Source organism: Jiangella mangrovi (assembly GCF_014204975.1).
In the GTDB taxonomy this organism is placed as follows: domain Bacteria; phylum Actinomycetota; class Actinomycetes; order Jiangellales; family Jiangellaceae; genus Jiangella; species Jiangella mangrovi.
In genome coordinates this window covers 2,200,094-2,222,519 of the sequence record NZ_JACHMM010000001.1, presented here as the reverse complement: position 1 = coordinate 2,222,519, position 22,426 = coordinate 2,200,094, and the positions used below count along the sequence as shown (strand labels likewise).

The window sequence follows — 22,426 nt, the reverse complement described above, 5'->3', positions numbered from 1 at the left end:
CAATCTCCCACACACCACCCGCCCCGCGTACGCTCCTTGCTCATGACGGACGGAGTCCGGCTCTCCACTCCCCGCGGCCGCGCCCTCCTGGCCGCGACGGCGCTCGGCTCGGGCATGGCGTTCCTCGACGGCACGGTGGTCAACGTCGCGCTGCCGACCATCGGCCGCGAGCTCGATGCCACGCTGGCGCAGCTGCAGTGGACGGTCAACGCGTACACCCTCACGCTGGCGGCGCTGATCCTGCTCGGCGGCTCGCTCGGCGACCGCCTCGGCCGGCGGCGCATCTTCCTCCTCGGCGTGGTCTGGTTCACGGCCGCCTCGGTCCTGTGCGCGCTGGCACCGACGGCCGAGGTGCTGATCGCGGCGCGGGCGCTGCAGGGCATCGGCGGCGCACTGCTGACCCCCGGCGCGCTGGCCATCCTGCAGACCGCCATGCACCCCGACGACCGCCCGCGGGCCATCGGCGCGTGGGCCGGGCTGACCGGCGTCTCCGGAGTCATCGGCCCGCTCCTCGGCGGCTGGCTGCTCGAGTACGACTGGCGCTGGGTGTTCGCCATCAACGTCCCGCTGGCCGTCCTGACGGTCTGGCTGATCGTCGTCAGCGCGCCCGAGAGCCGCGACGAGGAGGCCGGCGGCCGGTTCGACGTCGAGGGAGCGGTCCTGGGCGCCGTCGCGCTAGGTGCCAGCACGTACGCCCTGATCAGCTGGCCCGACGGCGGCGCCTCCGCGCTGAACGTCGGCATGGCCGTGCTGTCGCTGGCCGCGGCGGCGGGCTTCCTCTACCGGGAACGGGTCGCCGCGCATCCCATGGTGCCGCTGACGCTGTTCGCCGAGCGTACGTTCAGCGGCATCAACCTCATGACCTTCGCCGTGTACGCGGGCCTGTCCGGCGTCATGTTCTTCCTGGTCCTGCAGCTGCAGGTCACGCTCGGCTGGACGCCGCTCGAGGCCGGCATCGCGACCGTCCCGACGACCATCCTCATGCTGCTCTTCTCGGGGCGCTCCGCGGACCTCGCCAAGCGGTTCGGCGTCCGCCCGCCCCTGGTCACGGGCTCGGTGTGCGGCGCGGTCGGGGTCGCGCTCCTGGTCATGGTCGACGACGGCGACAGCTACCTGCTGGGTGTCCTGCCGGGGGTGACGCTGCTGGGCATCGGGTTGACCACTCTGGTCCCGACGCTGACGGCGACTGTCATGGCGTCGGCGCCGCAGCACCTGGCCGGCGTGGCCAGCGGCGTCAACAACGGCGTCGCCCGCGCGGCCGGACTGCTGGCGGTCGCCGCGCTGCCCGCCGTCGCCGGGCTGTCCGGCGAGGCGTACGCCGACCCCGACCTGCTCACCGACGCCTACCGGATCGCCATGGGCATCTGTGCGGCCCTGCTCGCCGGCGGCGCCGTCGCGGCGATGACGCTGCGTCCGCGGGCACTCACCGAGCCGCCCACGACGGAGCCCGCTCCTGCCGCCGACCGCCTCGACGGCGAGCCGGTGGGCGCCGCCGTCCAGCACACCTCCACGGCCGCGCCCTGCACGGCGCCGGGCCTGCCGCCGTCCCACGGCCGCTAGGGCAGACTAGGGCGCATGGCAGCCCTCAAGGACCGACTCCGAGCCGACCTCACCTCGGCCATGCGCGCCAAGGACGACGTGCGCAAGGCCACGCTCCGCATGGTGCTCGCCGCCATCGGGACCGAGGAGGTGTCCGGCTCCGCCGCGCGCGAGCTCACCGACGACGAGGTCACCGCGCTGCTCACGCGTGAGGTGAAGCGCCGTCGCGAGGCCGCCGAGGCGTTCCGCACCGGCGGGCGCGAGGACAGCGCCGCGAACGAGGAGGCCGAGTCCGCCGTCATCGCCGAGTACCTGCCGCAGCCGCTCACCGACGACGAGCTGGACGCCATCGTCACGGCCGCCGTCGCCGAGGCGGGTGCGGAGTCGCCGCGCGACATGGGCAAGGTCATGAAGATCGTCCAGCCGCAGGTCCTCGGCCGGGTCGAGGGCAGCAAGGTCGCCGCGGCGGTCAAGGCCAAGCTCGCCTGATGGCGCTCATCCACCGCGCCACGCTGCAGCCGACCAAGCTCGAGCTGCTGGCGGCGTGGCTGCCGAGCCAGGCGTGGGCGGCCGGCACCGGCGCCGTCCAGCCGGTCGGCGCCTACCGGTTCGACGACCCCGCCGGCGAGGTCGGCCTCGAGGCGCACCTGGTCCACGCCGCCGACGGGACGGTGCTGCACGTGCCGCTGACCTACCGCGGCGCACCGCTGGCCGGCGCCGACGACGCTCTGGCCGGCACCATGGAGCACTCCGTGCTGGGCCGGCGCTGGGTCTACGACGGCTGCGCCGACCCGGTCTGGGTGGCGGCGCTGGCCCGGGCCGTCCTGGCGGGAACGCCACAGGCCGAGGAACTGGTCGACGTCGACGGCGAGCTGGTGCCGCGCGAGCCGACCGCCCGGGTGACCGGCACGGGAGGCGAGCCGGACCCCGTCGTCGATGAGAATGCGCCGGTCAGCCCCTACGACGACGGCCACACGACGGTGGTGCGCGCCGGCGACGTCGAGCTGACCGTCGTCAGGGTCGTCGGCGCCGAGCTGATCGGCGACCACGTACTGACCGGTACCTGGACCACCGGCGGCCCCGCGACGCTGGCGACCGCCGTCAGGCGGCGGTGAACTCCGCCGCCAGCAGCTCTGCGATCTGCGCGGTGTTGAGTGCCGCCCCCTTGCGGAGGTTGTCGCCGCACACGAACAGCTCGAGCGAGTTCGGGTCGTCGAGCGAGCGCCGGATGCGGCCGACCCACGTGGGGTCGGTGCCCACGACGTCGGCCGGGGTGGGGAACTCGCCGCGAGCGGGGTCGTCGTAGAGGACCACGCCGGGCGCGTCGCGCAGGATCTCCCAGGCGCGCTCCGTCGTGACCTCGTTCTCGAAGGTCGCGTGCATGGCCACCGAGTGGGTGGTGACGACGGGGACCCGGACGCAGGTGGCCGAGACCTTGAGGTCGGGGAGGTCGAGGATCTTCCGCGACTCGTTGCGGATCTTCAGCTCCTCGGAGCTCCAGCCGTCGTTCTTGAGCGAGCCGGCCCACGGGACGACGTTCAGCGCGAGCGGCGCCGGGAACGGGCCGAGGTCGGAGCCGACGACGCGGCGGACGTCGCCCGGGTGGGTGCCGAGCTCGCGGTTGCCCGCGACCTTGTTGATCTGGTCGTGCAGGGTGTCGATGCCGGCCTGACCGGCGCCGGAGGCGGCCTGGTAGGACGACGCCGTCAGCGCGGTGAGCCCCAGCTCGGCGTGCAGCGCACCGAGCACCACGATCATCGAGAGCGTGGTGCAGTTGGGGTTGGCGATGATGCCCTTGGGGCGCTGACGGGTCATGCGCGCGTTGACCTCGGGCACGACCAGCGGGACGTCGGGGTCCATGCGGAACGCGCCGGAGTTGTCGACCACGACGACGCCGCGCTCGGCGGCGACGGGCGCCCACTCGGCGGAGACCTCGTCGGGGACGTCGAACATGGCGACGTCGACGCCGTCGAACACGTCGGCCGTCAGCTCCTGGACCTCGACCTCCTCGCCGCGGACGGAGAGGCGGCGACCGGCCGAGCGGGCCGACGCGATGAGCCGGATCTCGCCCCAGACGTTCTGCCGGGTCGAGAGGATGTCGCGCATGACGGTGCCGACCGCGCCGGTGGCACCGACGACGGCGAGGGTGGGACGCTGGCCGCTCATCGCCCGGTACCCCCGTACACGACCGCCTCGACCTGCGTGGAGTCGAGGTCGAAGGCCCGGTGGATGGCGGTGACCGCGGTGTCGACGTCGGCGGCGCGGACGACCACCGAGATGCGGATCTCAGAGGTCGAGATCATCTCGATGTTCACGCCGGCGTCGGCCAGCGCGCTGAAGAACTTGGCGCTCACGCCCGGGTGGCTGCGCATGCCGGCGCCGATGAGCGACACCTTGCCGATGCCGTCGTCGTAGCGCAGCGACTCGAAGCCGACGGTGGCCTGGATGGCCGTCAGCGCCTCGACGCCCTTGCGGCCGTCACTGGCGGGCAGCGTGAACGAGATGTCGGTGCGGTTGGTGTCGACGGCCGAGACGTTCTGCACGATCATGTCGATGTTCACGTCGGCCGCGGCGACCGAGCTGAAGATCGTTGCGGCCTCGCCGACCTTGTCGGGGACGCCCACGACGGTGATCTTCGCCTCGCTGCGGTCGTGCGCGACGCCGGAGATGATCGGCTGCTCCATGACGGCCTGCCCACTTCCCTGGGATTCGGACACCCACGTACCGGTGAGCGTCGAGAAACTGGATCGCACGTGGATGGGGATGCCGTAGCGGCGCGCGTACTCGACGCAGCGCAGGTGCAGGATCTTCGCCCCACAGGCCGCCATCTCGAGCATCTCTTCGTACGTGATGTGCGGGACACGGCGCGCGACCGGGACGATGCGGGGGTCGGCGGTGAAGACGCCGTCGACGTCGGTGTAGATCTCGCACACGTCGGCGTTCAGCGCCGCGGCCAGCGCGACGGCGGTGGTGTCGGACCCGCCCCGGCCCAGCGTGGTGATGTCCTTGCTGTCCTGGCTGACGCCCTGGAAGCCCGCGACGATGGCGATGGCGCCGCCGTCGAGCGCCTGCCGGATGCGACCCGGCGTGACGTCGATGATGCGGGCCCGGCCGTGTGCGGAGTCGGTGATGACGCCGGCCTGGCTGCCGGTGAACGAGCGCGCCTCGTGGCCGAGGTCGCCGATGGCCATGGCCAGCAGCGCCATGGACATGCGCTCGCCGGACGTGAGCAGCATGTCGAGCTCGCGGGCGGGCGGCAGCGGCGAGACCTGCTGGGCGAGGTCGAGCAGCTCGTCGGTGGTGTCGCCCATGGCGGAGACGACCACGACGACCTCGTGGCCCTCCTTCTTGGTGGCGACGATGCGCTGCGCCACCCGCTTGATGGCCGCGGCGTCAGCGACGGAGGAACCCCCGTACTTCTGCACAACCAGCCCCACGGCACACTCCTCCCACGGCCTTCACGTGCCCATGGCAGTCTAGGCGACCTGCTGACTGTGCCCCGAGACGTCCGGATCGCGGGACGCGATGCTCAGAGTTCGGCGCTCAGAACCCGGCGCTCAGAGTTCGGCCTGGACGGGGAGCAGCTCCTCCTGCGTGACCTCGATCTGCTCGTCGTGGTGGTCGAGGCGCGTGTGGGCGATCAGTGAGTGCAGCGCCCGCAGCGCCGCTCCCGCCGTCGAGCCCCACGAGGACAGGTACGAGAACTGCCACCACCACAGCGCCTCGATGACCCGGCCGTCCTTGTAGTGGGACAGGCCGTGCAGCAGGTCCTGCGCGATGCTCGCGAGGTCGTCGGAGAGCCGGAAGCCGGTGGCGCCGCGCTCGGGGTCGACGGGGTCGACCACCTCGACGTACCCGTCGACGGGCTCGAGCAGGGCCGCGATGCGCAGCCGCAGCTCGTCGACGTCGGCGTCGGGGCCGGCGTCGGGCTCGAACCGCTCGTCGGGGACGACGTCGCTGATGGCGCCCAGGCGGCCGCCGGCCAAGCACAACTGGCTGACCTCGAGCAGCAGCAGCGAGAGCGAGCTACCGGGGTCGGCGCCGCGGGCGATCTCGCGGACGGCCAGCAGGAAGCTCTCGATCTGGTCGGCGATCTCCGCGGCGAAGTCGCCGTACTCGGTGGCAGGGTCGTCGGCAGGTCGTGCAACAACGCTAGACATCCAGGAGTCTCCGTCCCTCGAACGCGCGGCCCAACGTGACCTCGTCGGCATACTCGAGATCACCCCCCACAGGCAGTCCACTGGCCAGCCGCGTGACGCGCAACCCCATCGGCTTGATCATCCGTGCGAGATAGGTCGCCGTCGCCTCGCCCTCGAGGTTCGGGTCGGTGGCCAGGATGATCTCTTGTACGGTGTCGTCGGCCAGTCTGGTCATGAGCTCTCGTACCCGCAGATCGTCGGGACCAACGCCCTCGATGGGGCTGATGGCGCCGCCGAGCACGTGGTAGCGGCCGCGGAACTCGCGCGTCCGCTCGATGGCGACGACGTCCTTGGGCTCCTCGACGACGCAGAGCACGGACGGGTCGCGGCGCGGGTCGAGGCAGATGCGGCACTGCTCCTGCTGGGCGACGTTGCCGCAGACGGTGCAGAACCGCACCTTCTCTTTCACCTCGGTCAGCGCCGAGACCAGCCGGCGGACGTCGTCGGCGTCAGCGGCGAGCAGGTGGAACGCGATGCGCTGGGCGCTCTTGGGCCCGACACCGGGCAACCGGCCCAACTCGTCGATGAGGTCCTGGACGACGCCTTCGTACATGACGGACTCGGCTCAGTTGCCATGGCCGGGGCGGTCGTCGCCCTCGATCTCGCCACGGACGGTGTCCTGCGAGGGCGGGGTGGCGCCGCCGGGCGCACCGCCGGGTGCGCCGCCGCCGAACAGGCCGGCGAGCGGGTTGGCGCCGGGGCCGCCCGCCCCGCCGAGCATGCCGGCGACGTCGGCGTTGATGGCGCCGAGCTGCTCGTTGGCCTGCCGCTGGATCTCGGCGTGCGCGTCGCGGACGGCGGCGATGATGAGGTCGGCCAGCGTCTCGACGTCCTCGGGGTCGACGACGGACGGGTCGAGCTGCAGGTCGGTCAGCTCGCCGGCACCGGTGACGGTGGCGCGGACCAGCCCGCCGCCGGCGCTGCCGGTGGCCTCGGCCTCGCTGAGGTCCTGCTGGGCCGAGAGCAGCTGCTCCTGCATGCGCTGCGCCTGCTGCAGCAGCTGGCCCATGTCGAAGCCTTCGGAACCAGGCGGAAACACAGCTGCCTCCTCGCCCTTGCGGGGTCTTGTGCGGCACACGGTCACAGCGAGCCTACGTCACGGACCCGGGCTGATCTGACCAGGTCCGTTGACGATCTGGATCACTCGTGCTCGATCTCCGCGATGACGGTGGCGCCGAGGGTCCGCTCGAGCAGCTCGCGCTCAGACACCCCGTCGTCGACCAGGTCCTCGTCGTTGGGGTCGGCGTCGTCGTCGGTGGCCTTGTACGTCTCGGCGGCCGCGGCCCCTGCTGCTCCCGCCGCCGCCCCGCCGGCCGCGGCGCCGCCCTGCTCCTTGACCCTGCGGGCCGCCTGCTTGGCCGCGGCGGCTCGCCCGGGGCCTTCGGGCGACGACGGCGGCGCCTGCGGTTCGGGCGCGGTCTGCGCGGTGGCCTGCGGCGCCGGGTGGGCCGGGGCCGACGGCGCGGACGGTGTGGCGGGCGCGGACGGCGGCGCCGCGGGTGCGGCCGGTGCGGCCCCGCCCCGGTTCTGCGCCGACGGGTCGGCGGACGGGTCGACGATGGCCTCGATGCGCAGGTCGAGCAGCAGGACCTCCTTGATGGCCTGCTGCAGGCACTCTTGGAAGTCGGCGCGCCGGGCGAACGTGTCGCGCAGCGTCGGCTGCCGGAACGCCAACGTCAGGACGCCGTCGGTGACGTCGGAGACGACGGACTCCTGGGAGATCAGGCTCCACGGGGTTCGCTTGATCTCCTTGAGGCGGACCAGCACCTCGGGCCACATGCGGCGGAGGTCGGCGACCCCGCCGGACGCGCCGGCGGCTCCGGCCGACGGGATCGGCTGCGGCGCCGGCGGTGTGGGTGCGGCGTCAGCCGGGGCCGGGGCCTCGTAGGCCGGGGCGGACGGCGCCGGCTGCGGTTCGGGGGCCGGCGGTTCGGGGGCTGGCGGTTCGACGGCGGCGGGCGGCTCGGCGGCGGGTTCGGGTTCCGGAGCGGGCGGTTCCGCGGCGACCGGTGCGGGCTCAGCGGCGACGGCGACCGGCTCGGGCTGCGGGGGCGCGACCTCGGCGGGCGCCGGGGCGGGCTCGGGTTCGGGTGCCGCCGGAGCCGCCGCGGGCGGGACCGCAGCTGCCGCCGTCGTCGATGAGGAGTCTTGGGGGTTGACCCGTGCGAACGCGGCCGCGCGCCGGGAGACGCCCGGCTGGGGAGCTTCGGCCGGGGCCGCCGGAACCGCTTCGGCGGCGGGGGCGGTAGCGCTGGCCGGCGGGAGCGGCTCGCCGCCGGTGAGCCGGCGCTCGACGCGGTCGAGGCGGGCCTGGACGCCGGAGGTGGTGTCGTCGGCAGCGGGGAGCAGCAGACGGGCGCAGACGAGCTCGAGCTGCAGCCGCGTGGGAGTGGCGCCCTTCATGGCGGTGATGCCCTCGTCGACGACGGCGGCGAGGCGCACGAGGTCGGACGGGCCGAACTGTGCGGCCTGGATGGCCATACGTTCGGCCTGCTCGGGCGGGAGGTCGAGCAGGCCCTCGGCGACGGCGTCGGGCGCGGCCCGCAGGACGATGAGGTCGCGGAAGCGTTCGAGCAGGTCGGTGAGGAAACGGCGGGGGTCGTGCCCGGCGTCCATGACCTGGTCGACCGCGGCGTACACGGACCGGCCGTCACCGGCGGAGATGGCCTCGACGACCTGGTCGAGCATGGCGGCGTCGGTGAACCCGAGCAGGGCCACGGCGAGGTCGTAGGTGACGCCGTCGTCGCCCGCACCGGCGATGAGCTGCCCGAGGATCGACTGCGCGTCGCGGGCCGAGCCCGCCCCGGCCCGGGCGACCAGCGCGAGCGCCGCCGGCTCGATGGGGACGCCCTCCTGCTCGCAGATCCAGCCGAGGTTCTGCTGCAGCGTCTTGGTGGGGATGAGCCGGAACGGGTAGTGGTGCGTGCGCGACCGGATGGTACCGATGATCTTGTCGGGCGCCGTGGTGGCGAAGATGAACTTCAGGTGCGCCGGCGGCTCTTCGATGAGCTTGAGCAGGGCGTTCGCCGCGCCCGGCCCGAGCTGATGCGCCTCGTCGATGATGTAGATCTTGAACCGCGACGCGACGGGCGCGAAATGCGCCTTCTCTCGCAGGTCACGAGCGTCGTCGACCAGCCCGTGCGTGGCCGCGTCCAGCTCGACGACGTCGATGTTGCCGGACCCGTTGGGCGCGAGGTCGAGACACGACTGGCACTGACCGCACGGCTCGTCCGTCGGGCCCTTCTCGCAGTTCAGCGAGCGAGCCAGGATGCGCGCGGAACTGGTCTTGCCGCAGCCGCGTGGCCCGGAGAAGAGATAGGCATGGTGGACGCGGTCGTTGGCCAGCGCTCGCATCAGCGGGACGGTGACATGCTCCTGCCCCACGACGTCAGCGAACCTGCCGGGCCGATAGGTGCGATACAGAGCGAGCGACGACACCTTGCGAACCATAGTCGCCGCTACCGACAGATACCCAGCCTGGAGGCAGATCACCTGGCCGGAGGGGTGGATGGCCCCGCCGGGCCATCCGGCCCGAGAGACGAAGGGACCCCTCGCGCACCCGGTAGAGCCCACTTACCCTTGCTGCCTTCCGGCCCTGGGGGAGTTAGGCGGGGTGCCGCCACGCGAGGGGTCGGCTGACAGTGTACGTGCTCGGCGACGCAGGTTCACATCGCCGTGTGGGCGCGCTCCGATTTCAGCCCGAGCCCCCTCGTCCGATAACCTCTCCGGCGGAGGATTCGCCTAGTGGCCTAGGGCGCACGCTTGGAAAGCGTGTTGGGAGCAATCCCTCAGGGGTTCGAATCCCCTATCCTCCGCCATCCAGTTTCGAGCATGATCATGTTCCCTGGCGGCGCTCAGACGACCGCGAGGGAACATGATCAAGAGAATCCCTCACCCGCCGAGGAAGTCCCGCACCGCAGCCGCCGTCTCGGCCGGGGAGATGGTGTGGTTCTCGCCGCCGGCGACGGTCTCGGCGCGGGCGTTCACGAGCAGCGACGGCAGCTCCTCGGCAGCGCGCGCCAGCACAGGCCAGGTCTCCTTGCCGGTCAGCACCAGGATCGGCACGTCGACCGCCCGCATCTCGGGGGTCGGCCGGTCGTAGGGCCGGCCCGCCACCTGAGCGTCGTAGACGACAGTGTGGGCGATCGCCTCGAGCGCGGGGAAGAACGGCGCCTGCCGGATCCCGGCCACCATCTCCGGCGGTAGGCCGATGCCCTCGAGCTGGAACGTCGTGACGGCGTCGGCCCGCCGACCGGCCGCGATCAGAGACGAAAGCCGCGCCGGCAGATCCGCAGGCCGCCGGTCCGCGTCGTCGAAGGCGAAGGGGACTTCGTACATGATCAACGAGGTCACCGGCACTCCCCGTGCAGCCGCGAGCAGCCCGAGGTTCGCACCGGACGAGAAGCCGAACACCGCCGCGGACCCGCCCACGACGGACAGCACGGCAGCCAGGTCCTCGATCTCCCGCTCCACCGCGTACGGCGCCACGTCCCCGCTGTCACCCCGACCGCGCCGGTCGTAACAGAGGACGGTGTGCGACGACGCCAGTTCAGCGGCCACGGGAGCCAGCGTGTGCCGGTCGTTGAACGCGCCGGACACGAAGACGATCGGCGAGCCGGAGCCGCTGAGCTCGTAGGCGATCGTGGTGCCGTCGGCGGAGGTCGTGGTCTGCATGGGTATCTCCTGTACGTACTACGGACGAATGGTGGAACCTGACGACCTCACGACGAACGGGAAGGCGGACGATGGACACCGTGGACCAGCCGACCGACCAACTGACCGACCCGCCGATCCGGTACCTGCTCCTGATCAGCGCCGACGAGGCGCTCGAGCCGGAAGTCATCAGCGACGAAGGGCTCCGCCGCTTCCACGAGTGGTTCGCCGACCTGGAGCGACGGGGGGTGCTGCGCGGCCACGAGGGCCTGCACCCCAGCAGCATGGCGACCACGGTGCGGGTCCGCGACGGCGAGGTGCTGCTGACCGACGGGCCGTTCATGGAGACGAAGGACCAGATCGGCGGGTTCGCGCTGATCGAGTGCGCCGACCTGGACGAGGCGGTCGAGATCGCCGCCGGGCACCCGGCCGCCAGGTTCGGGCAGGTCGAGATCCGCCCGGTCCGATGACCGACGCGCGGGCGGCGGTCGCCGAGGCGTTCCGGGCCGAGTGGGGCCGGATCGTCGCGGGGCTGATCGCCCGCACCGGCGACTGGGACCTCGCCGAGGAGTGCACCGCCGACGCGTTCGCTGCGGCCCTCGAGTCCTGGCCGCGCGACGGCGTCCCGGACCGGCCGGGCGCCTGGCTCACCACGACGGCGCGGAATCGGGCCGTCGACCGGCTGCGGCGGGCGAGGGTCGGGGAGGCGAAGCTCCGGCTCCTTGCGGCGACGGCGACCGCGGACGGGCCGACGGACGAGCCGTCGAGCGACCACTCGGGCGGCGACAGCGAGCCGCACGACGACCGGCTCCGCCTCCTCTACACCTGCTGCCACCCGGCGTTGGGCTTCGAGGCTCAGGTCGCGCTCGCGCTGCGCACCCTGACCGGCCTGACGACCACGGAGATCGCGCGGGCGTTCCTCGTGCCCAAGGCGACCATGGCCAAGCGGCTGGTCCGCGCCAAGCAGAAGATCCGCGTGGCCGGCATCCCGTACCGCGTCCCACCGCCGCACCAGCTGCCCGAGCGCACCGGCGCGGTCCTCGGCGTCGTGTACCTGCTGTTCAACGAGGGCTACGGCGCCACCAGCGGTGACGGCCTCATGCGCCCGGAGCTCACCCGCGAGGCGCTCCGGCTGGCCGGCCTGGTCGCCGACCTGATGCCGGACCAGCCCGAGGCGCTCGGCCTGCTCGCGCTGCTCCGGCTGCACGAGGCCCGGGCCGCGACCCGGATCGGCGCCGACGGCGAGCTCGTCCCGCTGGAGGAGCAGGACCGCACCGCCTGGAACCACGCGACCATCGCCGACGCCGTCGGGCTGCTGCAGCGGGCGCTGCGCCGCGAGCGGCCGGGCCCGTACCAGCTCCAGGCGATGATCGCCGCCTGCCATACGGCCGCCGTCCGGGCCGAGGACACCGACTGGGCGCGCATCGTGCGGCTCTACGACCAGCTGCTCGACCACGTGCCGTCGCCGGTGGTGCGGCTGAACCGCGCGGTCGCCGTCGCCATGGCGGACGGGCCGGAGGCGGGACTCGCGCTGGTCGACGCCGTCGCGCCGGACCTGGGCGACTACCCGCTGCTGCCGGCGACGCGGGCGGACCTGCTGCGCCGGGCCGGCCGGCGCCGCGAGGCGGCCGAGGAGTACCGCCGAGCCCTGGCGGCGGCCGGCAACGACGGCGAGCGCCGCTACCTGACCCGCCGGCTGGCCGAGCTCGATCCGTAGCGACGGGGCCGGCTCAGCGCCGGCGGCGGGTGCCGAAGACGCCGCGGACGATCTCTTTCGCCAGCTCGCGCCCGGCCGTCGTGAGGAAGGCGTCGAGCGGGCTGTCCGCGCTCGCCCTCGCCTTCCGGGGCGGCTTCCTGGGCGGCTTCCGGGTCGACGACGGCGTCGGCTGCGGCTCCGTCGGCACCGTGCCGGGGACCGGGAGGCCGCGGATCTCCGCCTCAAGCCGCTCGATCTCCTGCTCCTTCGTGAGCACCTCGGGAGCTTCCAAGGGGTCACCCGGACCGGCGGCGATGCGGCCGGTGAGCAGCTCGTACGCCGACTCGCGGTCGATGCGCTCGCCATATGTCGCGGCCAGCGGCGACGCCGCGACCAGCCCCGCGAGCACCTCGGGCGACGACGGCGCCATCAGCGACTGCGGCGCGCGGAGCATCGTGTGCGCGACCGGCGTCGGCGCCCCCTTCTCGGACATCACCGTGACGACCGCCTCGCCGATGCCGAGCGTCGTCAGCAGCTCCTCGAGATCGTAGGACGACGTCGGGTAGGTGCGCACCGCCGCCTTCAGCGCGGCCGCGTCGTTCGGCGTGAACGCCCGCAGCTGGTGCTGCACCCGGCTGCCGAGCTGCGCCAGCACGTCCTCGTGCACGTCCTTCGGCGACTGGGTGACGAAGAAGACGCCGACGCCCTTGGAGCGGATCAGCCGCACCGTTTGGATGAGCGCAGACAGGAAGTCCTTCGACGCGTCCTTGAACAGCAGGTGCGCCTCGTCGAAGAAGAACACCAGCTTGGGCTTGTCGAGATCGCCGACCTCGGGCAGCTCCTCGAACAGCTCGGCCAGCAGCCACATGAGGAACGTCGAGAACAGCACCGGCCGGTCCTGCACCCCGGGCAGCTCGAGCAGCGTGATGATGCCGCGCCCGTCGACGCCGACCCGCAACAGCGACGCGACCTCGAACTCCGGCTCGCCGAAGAACGTGTCGGCGCCCGACGCGGAGAAGTTGACCAGTTCGCGCAGGATGACGCCGGCCGTCTGCTTCGACAGCCCGCCGAGCCCCTCGAGGTCCTGCTTCCCCTCGGCCGACGTGAGGTGCTGGATCACCGCCCGCAGGTCCGACAGCTCGACCAGCGGCAGCCCGGCGGTGTCGGCGTAGTGGAACACCAGGCCGAGCGAGCTCTCCTGCGTCGCGTTCAGCTCGAGGACCTTCGCCAGCAGCGTCGGGCCGAACGACGTCACCGACGCGCGGACCGGCACGCCCACGCCGTCGTCGCCCAGGCGGAGCAGCTCGACCGGGAATGCCGTCGGCGACCATTCCTGCCCGACGGCGTCCGCTCGGGCCTCGATCTTCTCGTCCGGAGCGCCCGGCGAGGCCAGTCCCGAGAGGTCGCCCTTGATGTCCGCCGCGAACACCGGGACGCCGGCCGCGGCGAGCTGTTCGGCCATGACCTGCAGGGTCTTGGTCTTGCCGGTGCCCGTCGCGCCCGCGACCAGTCCGTGCCGGTTGAGCATGGCCAGCGGCACCCGCACCGGGACGTCGGCGCGCGGTGCGCCGTCTGCCACCAGGGCGCCCAACTCGAGGCAGGCGCCGTCGAACGCGTACCCCTGCCGCACCGCCGACACGACGTCCTCAGCCCTGTCCCGCACCCAGAGCAGCATATGCCTGGCGAAACGGCGCACGCAGTTTAGACTGCGCTAGGTGATTTTCAAGCGCGTCGGAGACGGAAAGCCCTACCCGGAGCACGACACCGGGCTGCGGGCGTGGTCCGAGCTCCCCCCGCGCCAGATTCGCCTGACCGATCTGGTCACCACCAAGCGCACCCTGAACCTCGAGACGCTGCTCTCCGAGGACTCCACGTTCTACGGCGACCTCTTCGCCCACGTGGTCGAGTGGCGCGGGGAGCTCTACCTCGAGGACGGCCTGCACCGCGCCCTCCGTGCGGCGCTGCAGCAGCGCCCGGTGATCCATGCCCGCGTGCTCGTGCTCCGCGACGTCCCGCCGCCCCCTCCCGACACCTCGTCGGACGCGGCGTCGGACACCAAGGAGCAACCCGTCCCCGACACCGAGTCCGACGCCGCGGCATGACCTGCGGAAACACGGACATCGCAGTTAGGCTGATCAGATCACCACGACCCCCCGCCCCAGCGGCACTGCCGCCGACCCCGGAGCTGGCATGGCCTTCGACGAGGAGCAGCTGACCGAGGAGGAGTCTGCCCGGCGGCACCACTGGCGGCGCATCCGCACCTCGGTCACGCTGCTGGTCCTGGTCGGCGTGGTCATCGGTGCGGCCTGGTACAGCTGGGACAACGTCGTGAGCGAGGACGAGCCGGTCGCCACCGGGACGGACAACCAGCCGTGCGCCCTCGGTGCGCCGACGGAGGCGCCCGCTCCGGCCGACGTGCAGGTCAACGTCTACAACGCCACCGACCGCAACGGCCTGGCGTCCGCCGTCGCCCGGCAGGTCCGCGACCGCGGCTTCGTCGTCGTCGACGTCGACAACGACCCCCTCAGCCGCGACATCACCGGCACCGCCGAGGTCCGGTCCGGGCCCGACGCGCAGGTCGCGGCCGAGCTCGTCGCGACCCTGGTCGCCGGCGCGGTGTACGTGCCGGACGAGCGCACCGAGGCCACCATCGACCTCGTGCTCGGCGACGCGTTCGAGGCGCTGGCCGACCCGGCCGCCCCGCCCGCGGAGCCGGCGGCGGACCTACCGGCCTGCGGCGCCGCCCCCTAGTCAGTCGTCGTCCTCGGGTTCCTCGCGGCCGTGCTCGCCGAACCAGCCGGCCAGGCGGCCACGCCGGCCGACGGCGCGCAGGCGTGACTCCGTCGCGCGGCGCAGGGCACGTGGGGCGACGATGAGGATCTCGTCGCCGTGCTGGAGCTTCGTGCGCGGCCCGGGGACGGTGGTCGTGTCGCCCCGGACGATCAGCGCGATGTTCACGCCGTGCGGCACCCGCAGCTCGCCGATCTCGACGCCGTGCAGCTTCGAGCCGGGCGGCACGCGGACGTGGATGAGGTCGGCGTCGAGGCGTTCCAACGGCGCGGACTCGACGTCGGCGTCACGGGTGGCGAACGCCGGCACCATGCCCAGCCGGGCGGCCAGCCAGGGCAGCGTCGGCGCCTGGATGAGCGTGTAGAGGACGCTGACGATGAAGACGACGGCGAACAGCCAGTCGGCGTCCTCGACGCCCTCGGCGAGCGGAATGGTCGCGAACACGACCGGCACGGCGCCACGGAGTCCGGCCCAGGACAGGAAGATCTTCTCGCGCACGCTCATCATGAACGGCGCCGTCGAGGCCCACACCGAGATCGGCCGGGCGACGAACGTCAGGGCCGCCCCCGCGACGACGGCGGCGACGAATGCCGCGGGCATGTCCGACGGCGACGACAGCAGGCCGAGCATGACGAACAGGCCGATCTGCGCCAGCCAGGCCAGCCCCTCGACGAACGAGCGGGTCGCCGCGCGGTGCGGCAGGTGCGAGTTGCCCAGTACCAGCGCCGCGATGTACACGGCCGCGAACCCGCTCATGTGCGCGAACGCGCCGAGACCGTAGGCCAGCACCGTCAGCGTCAGGACGACCAGCGGGTACAGCCCGGACGCCGGCAACGCCGTCCGGCGCAGGATCGCCGCCCCCGCCCTCCCCACGACGTAGCCCAGCGCTGCCCCGCCGAGCAGCTCGTACACCACCGTCAGCCCGATGACCAGGAAGTTGTCGTCAGGTCCGGCGCCGGCCGCCAGAATGGTCACCAGCACGATCGCCGGCGCGTCGTTGAGCCCGGACTCCGACTCCAGCGCACCCGACAGTCGCCGTTTCAACGGCAGCCGGCGCAGTGTCGAGAACACCGCCGCGGCGTCCGTCGGGGCGAAGATCGCCCCCAGCAGGATCGCCGGCAGCCAGTCCAGGCCGAGCAGCAGGTGCCCGACGACCGCGACGACCGCCGTGCTGACGACCACGCCGACCGTCGCCAGCGACAGCCCGATGCCGAACGCGGGCCGCACCGCCTCCCACTGGGTCGTCAGCCCGCCCTCGGCCAGGATGACCACGAGCGCGGCGTACGCGAACGACTGCGCGACGTCGGGGTCGGAGAACTGGATGCCCAGCCCCGACTCGCCGATCGCGACGCCGATCAGCAGGTACAGCACGAGGCTCGGCAGCCCCAGCCGCACGCTCACCCGCACCGCGACGACGGCGGTGATGAGCACGAGGGCGCCCGCGAGCAGGAAGACGTTGAGAGAGTCGACGGTCACCGCCGCACCCCCGTCCCCAGTCTCGGCGAGCCGCATCGCGGCAGGTCTAGAGCGTAGAGCGCGGTCGGCCGTGGTCGCGCGGCGTGCGATGGAGCGACGTGCGGTGAAGCGACAGAGCCCGCCCCGATTCGTTCACCGGGGCGGGCTCTGAACTGCTGGCGGTAGCGGTGGGATTTGAACCCACGGTGGAGTTGCCCCCACACACGCTTTCGAGGCGTGCTCCTTAGGCCGCTCGGACACGCTACCGCCGTCGAGGGTACCGGAGCCGCGGGTGCTGACGGAAATCGGCCGGTCGACCTCAGCGCTGGGCGGCGAAGAAGTCGCTCACCAGCGCGCCGCACTCGTCGGCGAGGACGCCGGAGATGACCTCGGGGCGATGGTTGAGCCGCCGGTCACGGACGAGGTCCCAGAGGGAGCCGACGGCGCCGGCCTTGGGGTCGGGGGCGCCGTAGACGAGCCGCTCGACCCGGGCCAGCACCAGGGCGCCGGCGCACATCGAGCACGGCTCCATGGTCGCGACGAGGGTGCAGCCCTCGAGCCGCCACGACCCACGGGCGGCGGCCGCGGCTCGAAGGGCCAGGACCTCGGCGTGCGCGGTCGGGTCGGCGTCGGCCTCGCGCCGGTTGTGGCCGCGGCCGAGCACCGTCCCGTCGGGCCCCACGACGACCGCGCCGATCGGGACGTCGCGGGTCGTCGGTGCCAGCACGGCCTCGGACAGCGCCTCGCGCATGAGCGGCTCGTATGGCCGGCCGGCCGGTCCCGCGGACATGCCCCGACCCTACGGCGTGCGACGATCGGGCATGCGAATCCTGACCGGACAGCAGGTCGCCGACGAGGGACTCGACGGCTGGGCGCACCTCGGCAACGGGCTGTACACGCGGATCGCGACGCCGGACTTCTCCACGGGCCTGGCGCTGGTGAACGCCGTCGGCGCGGCGGTGGTCCACGCTGCCCCCGAGCGCACCGGACTCCAGCCCGACCTGAGCCTGCACACCACGCACGTCGACATCACGCTCGCCGGCCGCGGCCTGCCGGGCGTCACCGACGAGGACGTCACGCTCGCCCGCACGATCAGCGGGCTGGTGAGCGACGCCGGGCTGCGCCTCGACTCCTCCGTCGAGCGGATCAACCTCGCCCTGGACACGCCCGACACGGACCGCGTGCTGCCGTTCTGGCGCGCCATGCTCGCCTTCGAGGACCGGCCCGGCGCGCCGATGGTGCGCGATCCGGCCGGCCGGCTGCCGTCGGTCTGGTTCCAGCCGTCGGGGAGCGAGGAGCCGCGGCAGCGCTGGCACCTCGACGTGTGGGTCGACCCGGCAGAGGTGCAGGGGCGCATCGACGCCTGCCTCGCCGCCGGTGGCCGGATCGACGACGACACGCTGGCGCCGGCGTTCTGGGTGCTGGCCGACGCCGAGGGCAACCGGTCCTGCTTCGCGACCTGGCAGGGCCGCGACTGACGGTCCGCGGCCGGCCCGCTACGGCAGGACGTCGTCCAGCTGCGGCCCGAAGCCGGCCCGGGCGGCGATCTGCATGATCATCTCGTCGGGATAGTCGTCGATGTCGTCGCAGATGGCGGCCAGCGCCATCGGGTCGACGCCGAGGTCGGCGAAGATCGCGAGGTCGCCCGCCGGCTGCACGGGGTCCTCGTCGTCCGGTAGCGGCAGCCCGAGGCGCTCGACGACGTCGCGGGCCATGGGCCAGTCGGTGGCGGCGGTGACGTCGGACAGCAGCAGCCGCACGTCGTCGCCGATCAGCCGCACGGCGTAGAAGAAGTCCTCGTCGACGGAGACGAACGCGAGCGACCCGCTCTCGCCCTGCCGCGCGCGCAGCAGCTCCACCACCCGGCGCAGGTCGTTCCCGAGCTGACGGGGCACGGCCTCGACCTGCCACTGCCCCTCTTCGCGGTAGGCCATGACCACGAAGTCGACGACGCCCTCACCGTCGGACACGACCGGAACCTCTCGACGACCGGCGCGGTCTCCTACGTGCTCTGCCGCAGCCGCCGGCGCAGCCCTGCGGTGCGCCCGTGCCAGGGAGTCGAGCGGGCCAGGAGCGCGCGGGCCTCAGCCAGCTCGCGGAGGAAGACAGCCCGCTGACGCAGACGGCTGACGTCGGTGACGAGCTCACCACTGGGTGTCGGGGAGCTGGGTGTTGGGGAATCGTCTGCACCCGAGCCGGCTGGCTCGGCGATGGCGCCCTCGGGCATCTGGCCTCCGTTCTTCAGACGCAACCCCTGCACACTCGGGGGACGCTAGCACCAGCGGGCCTGCCCGGTCGAGAGCGTGACCGGATTCAGATAAGTTCCTCGCATGCGTCTGCTGGCCGTCGACCACCCCCTCGTCGCGCACAAGCTCACCGTGCTGCGCAACGCCAAGACCGACTCGCCCACGTTCCGCCGGCTCGCCGACGAGCTGGTCACGCTGCTGGCCTACGAGGCCACGCGAGACGCGCGAGTCGCCACCGTCGAGATCCAGACCCCGGTCGCGGCGACCACCGGCGTGAAGCTCAGCTCCCCGAAGCCGCTGATCGTCCCGATCCTGCGCGCGGGCCTGGGCATGCTCGACGGCATGGCGCGGCTGGTCCCGACGGCCGAGGTCGGCTTCCTCGGCATGATCCGCGACGAGGACACCCTGCAGGCCACCACGTATGCCACCCGGCTGCCCGACGACCTCACCGGCCGGCAGTGCTACGTGCTCGACCCCATGCTCGCCACCGGCGGCACACTGGCGGCGGCGGTGCACTTCCTGGTCGACCGCGGCGCCGACGACATCACCGCCGTCTGCCTGCTGGCCGCGCCCGAGGGTGTGGAGTACCTCGAGCGCGAGACCAGCGAGCTGGGCGTCCCGCTCACGGTGGTGACGGCGGCCGTCGACGAGCGGCTCAACGAGAAGGGCTACATCGTCCCCGGGCTGGGCGACGCAGGCGACCGGCTGTACGGCGTCGTCGACTGATCGCGTCGTCGACTGATCGGCGACGGCGTCAGCCTGCGGCTCAGAGCGACTTGAGCGCCGTCACCAGGGCCGTCAGCGAGGCCTTCGCATCGCCGAACAGCAGCGTCGTCTTCGGGTCGAAGAGCAGCTCGTTCTCGATGCCGGCGAAGCCCGGGCGCATCGAGCGCTTGAGGAAGACGATGGCGCTCGCGTGGTCGGCGTCGAGGATCGGCATGCCGTAGATGGGCGACCCCGGCGACGTGCGCGCCGCCGGGTTCACGACGTCGTTCGCCCCGACCACCAGCGCGACGTCCGCCGTGCGCAGCTGGCCGTTGGCGGTGTCCATCTCGAGCAGCTGCTCGTACGGCACGCTGGCCTCGGCGAGCAGCACGTTCATGTGTCCCGGCATGCGACCGGCGACCGGGTGGATGGCGTAGCCGACCTCGACGCCGCGCTTCTCGAGCAGGTCGACCAGCTCGCGGATCGTGTGCTGCGCCTGGGCGACCGCCAGCCCGTACCCCGGCACCACGATGACCCGGCGTGCGTAGGCGAGCATGATCGCGACGTCGTCGGCGCCGGCCGAGCGGACCGGGCGGTCCGACACCTCGCCACCGCCGGCCGTCGAGCCGCCCTTGAACGCGCCGAACAGGATCGACGACACCGATCGGCCCATGGCCATCGCCATCGCCCGGGTGAGGATGGTGCCGCTCGCGCCGACCAGCGTGCCGGCCACGAGCAGCAGCGCGTTCTCGAGCACGTAGCCGCCGGCCGCGACCGCGAGGCCGGTGAACGCGTTGAGCAGCGAGATGACGATCGGCACGTCCGCGCCGCCGACCGGGAGCACCAGCAGCACGCCGGCCAGCAGCCCGACCAGCGCCAGGATGATCGCCAGCGTCACGCTGCCGGTCGCGACCGTCCACACGCCCAGGCCGACCGAGGCGACCAGCACGCCACCGAACACGAACGGCCCGCCCGGGAAGGTGATGGGGCGGCCGGTCATCAGCTCCTGCAGCTTGAGGAACGTGATGACGGACCCGGAGAACGAGACCGCGCCGATGAGGATCGTGAACGCCGTCGCCGTCAGCGTGCCGGTCGTGAGCAGCTGCGCCAGCCGCTCGATCTCCTCGATCGTGTGCCCGCCCGAGTCGTTCAGCGGCGCGTAGGCGAACCAGCCGCCGTCGTTGAAGAACCCGTTCGGCTTGACCAGCCCGGCGCGCGCCGGCTCGGACAGCTCCAGCAGCGCGACCAGCGCCGCGGCGCCGCCGCCGACGCCGTTGAACAGGGCGACGAGCTGCGGCATCGCCGTCATCGCGACACGACGGGCGCCCAGCGCGCCGGCGATGCCGCCGGCCGCGACCGCGAGCAGGATCCAGCCGAGGTTCCCGATGTCGTAGGCGAAGAACGTGACGACGACGGCGAGCAGCGCACCGAAGGCGCCGATGAGGTTGCCGCGCCGGGCGGACTTCGGCGACGAGAGGCCCTTGAGGGCGAGGATGAAGCAGACGGCGGCGACGACGTAGCAGACCTGGGCCCAGACCGGGATCACGCGTCACCGTCCTTCGCCGGCTCGGGCGCGGTCTGCCGTTTGCCGCCGAACATCTCCAGCATCCGGTCGGTGACGACGAACCCGCCGACCAGGTTCAGGGTCGCCAGCACGACGGCGATCAGCGCGACCACCAGCACGCCGGTCTCGTCCGCCGTCCCGGCCACGATGACCGCGCCGACCAGGATGACGCCGTGGATGGCGTTCGCGCCGGACATCAGGGGCGTGTGCAGGGTCGACGAGACCTTCGACACGACCTCGAACCCCACGAACACCGCCAGCACGAACACCGTCAGCAGCGCGACGCCCTCGGTCACTCGGCCTCCAGGAGCTCGCGGGTGGGTGCATGCCGGACGACGCCGTCGTGGGTGACGGCGGCGCCGTCGACGATCTCGTCGGCGAAGTCGGGCGTGACCTTGCCGTCCGCCGTCATCAACAGCACCAGGTTGACGACGTTGGCGGCGAACAGCCGGCTCGCGTGCACGGGCAGCTGGCTCGGCACGTTCCGCGCGCCCCAGACGAGCGCGTTGCCGAGGTGCAGCTCCTCGCCCGCGACGCTGCCCTCGACGTTGCCGCCGGTCTCCGCGGCGAGGTCGACGACGACGCTGCCGGGCTTCATCGCCTCGACGGCGGGCCGTTCGACCAGCAGCGGTGCGGTCCGGCCGGGCACGGCCGCCGTCGTGATGAGGACGTCGGAGGCGGACACGACGGGGGCGAGCAGGTCGCGCTGCAGCTGGGCGCGCTCCTCGGTCATCTCGCGCGCGTAGCCGCCGGCGCCCTCGAGGCTCGGGAGGTCGAGCTCGACGAACTTCGCGCCCAGGCTGCGGACCTCGTCGGCCGACGCCGCGCGGACGTCGTAGGCCTGCACGCGCGCGCCGAGCCGGCGCGCGGTCGCGATGGCCTGCAGTCCGGCCACGCCGGCGCCGAGCACCAGCACCTCGGCGGGCGGAACCGTCCCGGCCGCCGTCATCGACAGCGGGAAGAACCGCGGCAGCTTCTCGGCGGCGACCAGGACCGCGCGGTAGCCGGCGACCAGCGCCTGCGACGTGAGCGCGTCCATGGACTGGGCACGTGAGATGCGCGGGACCAGCTCGAGCGAGAACGCCGTCACGCCGGCGTCGCGAGCGGCCCGGACGGCGTCGAGCTCCTGCGCCGTCGGCAGGAACGACACGGTGACGGCGCCCGTGCGCAGTGCGGCGATGCGCTCCGACGGCAGCGGATTCACGGACACGACGACATCGGCGCCGGTCAGCGCGTCACCGCTCGCGACCGTGGCACCCGCGGCCTCGTAGGCGGCGTCGTCGTGCAGGGCGCCGGCACCGGCCCCGGACTCGACGACGACCTCGAGTCCCGCGCTGGTCAGCCGGCCGACCAGGTCAGGGACCAGCGCCACCCGGCGCTCATGGTCACGGGTCTCGGCAGCGACGACGACCTTCATCGCCCGCAGACGTTACCTGCCGAAGACCGTTGATCGACAGGGGTTCGCCACGGGTTGGTCGGATCCCTGTTCGTCCCGTAGGGGAAGAGCCCTCCCGAGGATGGAGACGAAATCCCCGTTCACCGGTGACAATGGAAGGGCAACGCCCTCTAGAAAGGACAC

The 22,426-nt window shown here is 72.7% G+C and carries 22 protein-coding genes, 2 tRNA genes, 1 other RNA gene and 1 pseudogene; 10 read left to right on the top strand and 16 right to left on the bottom strand.

What is annotated here, in order from left to right; all coding sequences use genetic code 11:
- Positions 1–42 precede the first annotated feature (42 nt).
- From HD601_RS10330 to HD601_RS10320, 3 genes are read left to right on the top strand one after another with little or no spacing between them, the layout of a single operon-like run.
- Positions 43–1,560 (top strand): MFS transporter, encoded by a 1,518-nt coding sequence (locus tag HD601_RS10330; RefSeq protein WP_184821573.1) that lies wholly within the window; start codon positions 43–45, stop codon positions 1,558–1,560.
- Between the two features lie 15 nt (positions 1,561–1,575).
- The gene (locus HD601_RS10325; protein ID WP_184821571.1) at positions 1,576–2,028 is read left to right on the top strand and encodes a GatB/YqeY domain-containing protein; all 453 of its coding nucleotides are present in this window, start codon (positions 1,576–1,578) and stop codon (positions 2,026–2,028) included.
- Positions 2,028–2,654, top strand: a complete 627-nt coding sequence (locus HD601_RS10320) for a CG0192-related protein (protein WP_184821569.1) — start codon at positions 2,028–2,030, stop codon at positions 2,652–2,654. The genes HD601_RS10325 and HD601_RS10320 overlap by 1 nt, the downstream gene beginning before the upstream one ends.
- Here the strand turns inward: HD601_RS10320 and HD601_RS10315 are convergent.
- The 7 genes from HD601_RS10315 to ffs form a co-directional block, all read right to left on the bottom strand.
- A complete protein-coding gene (locus tag HD601_RS10315; protein WP_184821567.1) occupies positions 2,641–3,705 on the bottom strand; it encodes an aspartate-semialdehyde dehydrogenase in 1,065 nt (354 codons plus the stop codon). The genes HD601_RS10320 and HD601_RS10315 overlap by 14 nt on opposite strands.
- Positions 3,702–4,976, bottom strand: coding sequence for an aspartate kinase (locus tag HD601_RS10310; protein WP_184821565.1), 1,275 nt, complete (start codon positions 4,974–4,976; stop codon positions 3,702–3,704). Before HD601_RS10310 ends, HD601_RS10315 begins: the two co-directional genes overlap by 4 nt.
- 120 nt (positions 4,977–5,096) lie before the next feature.
- Entirely contained in the window at positions 5,097–5,699 is a 603-nt protein-coding gene (locus HD601_RS10305; protein WP_184821563.1) for a DUF5063 domain-containing protein, read from the bottom strand.
- Positions 5,692–6,291, bottom strand: coding sequence for a recombination mediator RecR (gene recR / locus HD601_RS10300; protein WP_184821561.1), 600 nt, complete (start codon positions 6,289–6,291; stop codon positions 5,692–5,694). Before recR ends, HD601_RS10305 begins: the two co-directional genes overlap by 8 nt.
- A 12-nt stretch (positions 6,292–6,303) precedes the next feature.
- Entirely contained in the window at positions 6,304–6,747 is a 444-nt protein-coding gene (locus HD601_RS10295; protein ID WP_184821559.1) for a YbaB/EbfC family nucleoid-associated protein, read from the bottom strand.
- A 131-nt stretch (positions 6,748–6,878) separates the two neighbouring features.
- Positions 6,879–9,176 (bottom strand): DNA polymerase III subunit gamma and tau, encoded by a 2,298-nt coding sequence (locus HD601_RS10290; protein WP_184821558.1) that lies wholly within the window; start codon positions 9,174–9,176, stop codon positions 6,879–6,881.
- A 101-nt stretch (positions 9,177–9,277) separates the two neighbouring features.
- Positions 9,278–9,374: signal recognition particle sRNA small type (gene ffs / locus HD601_RS10285), an RNA gene on the bottom strand.
- Between the two features lie 94 nt (positions 9,375–9,468).
- On the opposite strand from ffs, the gene HD601_RS10280 reads away from it, so the two are divergent.
- Positions 9,469–9,556, top strand: a tRNA-Ser gene (locus tag HD601_RS10280).
- Positions 9,557–9,629: 73 nt separating this feature from the next.
- On the opposite strand, the gene HD601_RS10275 is transcribed toward HD601_RS10280, so the two are convergent.
- Complete coding sequence (locus HD601_RS10275) at positions 9,630–10,412, bottom strand: alpha/beta fold hydrolase (protein WP_184821557.1); 783 nt, start codon at positions 10,410–10,412, stop codon at positions 9,630–9,632.
- Positions 10,413–10,528: 116 nt separating this feature from the next.
- Here HD601_RS10275 and HD601_RS10270 point away from each other — a divergent pair, with 116 nt between their 5' ends.
- Complete coding sequence (locus HD601_RS10270) at positions 10,529–10,861, top strand: YciI family protein (RefSeq protein WP_343076495.1); 333 nt, start codon at positions 10,529–10,531, stop codon at positions 10,859–10,861.
- On the top strand, positions 10,858–12,108 hold the full coding sequence (locus tag HD601_RS10265; protein WP_184821555.1) for an RNA polymerase sigma factor: 1,251 nt from the start codon (positions 10,858–10,860) through the stop codon (positions 12,106–12,108). The genes HD601_RS10270 and HD601_RS10265 overlap by 4 nt, the downstream gene beginning before the upstream one ends.
- A gap of 13 nt (positions 12,109–12,121) precedes the next feature.
- Here the strand turns inward: HD601_RS10265 and HD601_RS10260 are convergent, their stop codons facing one another.
- Positions 12,122–13,762 (bottom strand): helicase HerA-like domain-containing protein, encoded by a 1,641-nt coding sequence (locus HD601_RS10260; RefSeq protein ID WP_184829668.1) that lies wholly within the window; start codon positions 13,760–13,762, stop codon positions 12,122–12,124.
- A gap of 40 nt (positions 13,763–13,802) precedes the next feature.
- On the opposite strand from HD601_RS10260, the pseudogene HD601_RS35630 reads away from it, so the two are divergent.
- Both HD601_RS35630 and HD601_RS10250 read left to right on the top strand, forming a co-directional pair.
- Positions 13,803–14,090, top strand: a pseudogene (locus HD601_RS35630) (type II toxin-antitoxin system VapB family antitoxin); the annotation flags it as partial.
- Between the two features lie 187 nt (positions 14,091–14,277).
- Complete coding sequence (locus HD601_RS10250) at positions 14,278–14,838, top strand: LytR C-terminal domain-containing protein (RefSeq protein WP_184821554.1); 561 nt, start codon at positions 14,278–14,280, stop codon at positions 14,836–14,838.
- Here the strand turns inward: HD601_RS10250 and HD601_RS10245 are convergent, their stop codons facing one another.
- The 3 genes from HD601_RS10245 to tadA all read right to left on the bottom strand — a co-directional run bounded on the left by HD601_RS10245 (position 14,839) and on the right by tadA (position 17,122).
- Positions 14,839–16,353: a potassium/proton antiporter gene (locus HD601_RS10245; protein ID WP_221440788.1), complete on the bottom strand. Its 1,515-nt coding sequence runs from the start codon at positions 16,351–16,353 to the stop codon at positions 14,839–14,841.
- A 156-nt stretch (positions 16,354–16,509) separates the two neighbouring features.
- Positions 16,510–16,599, bottom strand: a tRNA-Ser gene (locus HD601_RS10240).
- A 52-nt stretch (positions 16,600–16,651) separates the two neighbouring features.
- A complete protein-coding gene (tadA, locus tag HD601_RS10235) occupies positions 16,652–17,122 on the bottom strand; it encodes a tRNA adenosine(34) deaminase TadA (RefSeq protein WP_221440786.1) in 471 nt (156 codons plus the stop codon).
- A gap of 31 nt (positions 17,123–17,153) precedes the next feature.
- Between tadA and HD601_RS10230 the strand changes: the two genes are divergently transcribed.
- Positions 17,154–17,810: a VOC family protein gene (locus tag HD601_RS10230; protein WP_184821550.1), complete on the top strand. Its 657-nt coding sequence runs from the start codon at positions 17,154–17,156 to the stop codon at positions 17,808–17,810.
- A gap of 18 nt (positions 17,811–17,828) precedes the next feature.
- On the opposite strand, the gene HD601_RS10225 is transcribed toward HD601_RS10230, so the two are convergent.
- Positions 17,829–18,302 carry a tRNA adenosine deaminase-associated protein gene (locus HD601_RS10225; RefSeq protein ID WP_221440784.1) on the bottom strand — a complete coding sequence of 158 codons (474 nt, stop codon included), beginning with the start codon at positions 18,300–18,302 and terminating at the stop codon, positions 17,829–17,831.
- A 360-nt stretch (positions 18,303–18,662) separates the two neighbouring features.
- Between HD601_RS10225 and upp the strand changes: the two genes are divergently transcribed.
- Positions 18,663–19,304 (top strand): uracil phosphoribosyltransferase, encoded by a 642-nt coding sequence (gene upp / locus HD601_RS10220; protein ID WP_184821548.1) that lies wholly within the window; start codon positions 18,663–18,665, stop codon positions 19,302–19,304.
- Positions 19,305–19,344: 40 nt separating this feature from the next.
- Here the strand turns inward: upp and HD601_RS10215 are convergent, their stop codons facing one another.
- From HD601_RS10215 to HD601_RS10205, 3 genes are read right to left on the bottom strand one after another with little or no spacing between them, the layout of a single operon-like run.
- Positions 19,345–20,829 carry an NAD(P)(+) transhydrogenase (Re/Si-specific) subunit beta gene (locus HD601_RS10215; RefSeq protein ID WP_184821546.1) on the bottom strand — a complete coding sequence of 495 codons (1,485 nt, stop codon included), beginning with the start codon at positions 20,827–20,829 and terminating at the stop codon, positions 19,345–19,347.
- Complete coding sequence (locus HD601_RS10210) at positions 20,826–21,143, bottom strand: proton-translocating transhydrogenase family protein (RefSeq protein ID WP_184821544.1); 318 nt, start codon at positions 21,141–21,143, stop codon at positions 20,826–20,828. The genes HD601_RS10215 and HD601_RS10210 overlap by 4 nt, the downstream gene beginning before the upstream one ends.
- A complete protein-coding gene (locus HD601_RS10205) occupies positions 21,140–22,264 on the bottom strand; it encodes an NAD(P) transhydrogenase subunit alpha (RefSeq protein WP_184821542.1) in 1,125 nt (374 codons plus the stop codon). The genes HD601_RS10210 and HD601_RS10205 overlap by 4 nt, the downstream gene beginning before the upstream one ends.
- Between the last annotated feature and the right edge of the window lie 162 nt (positions 22,265–22,426).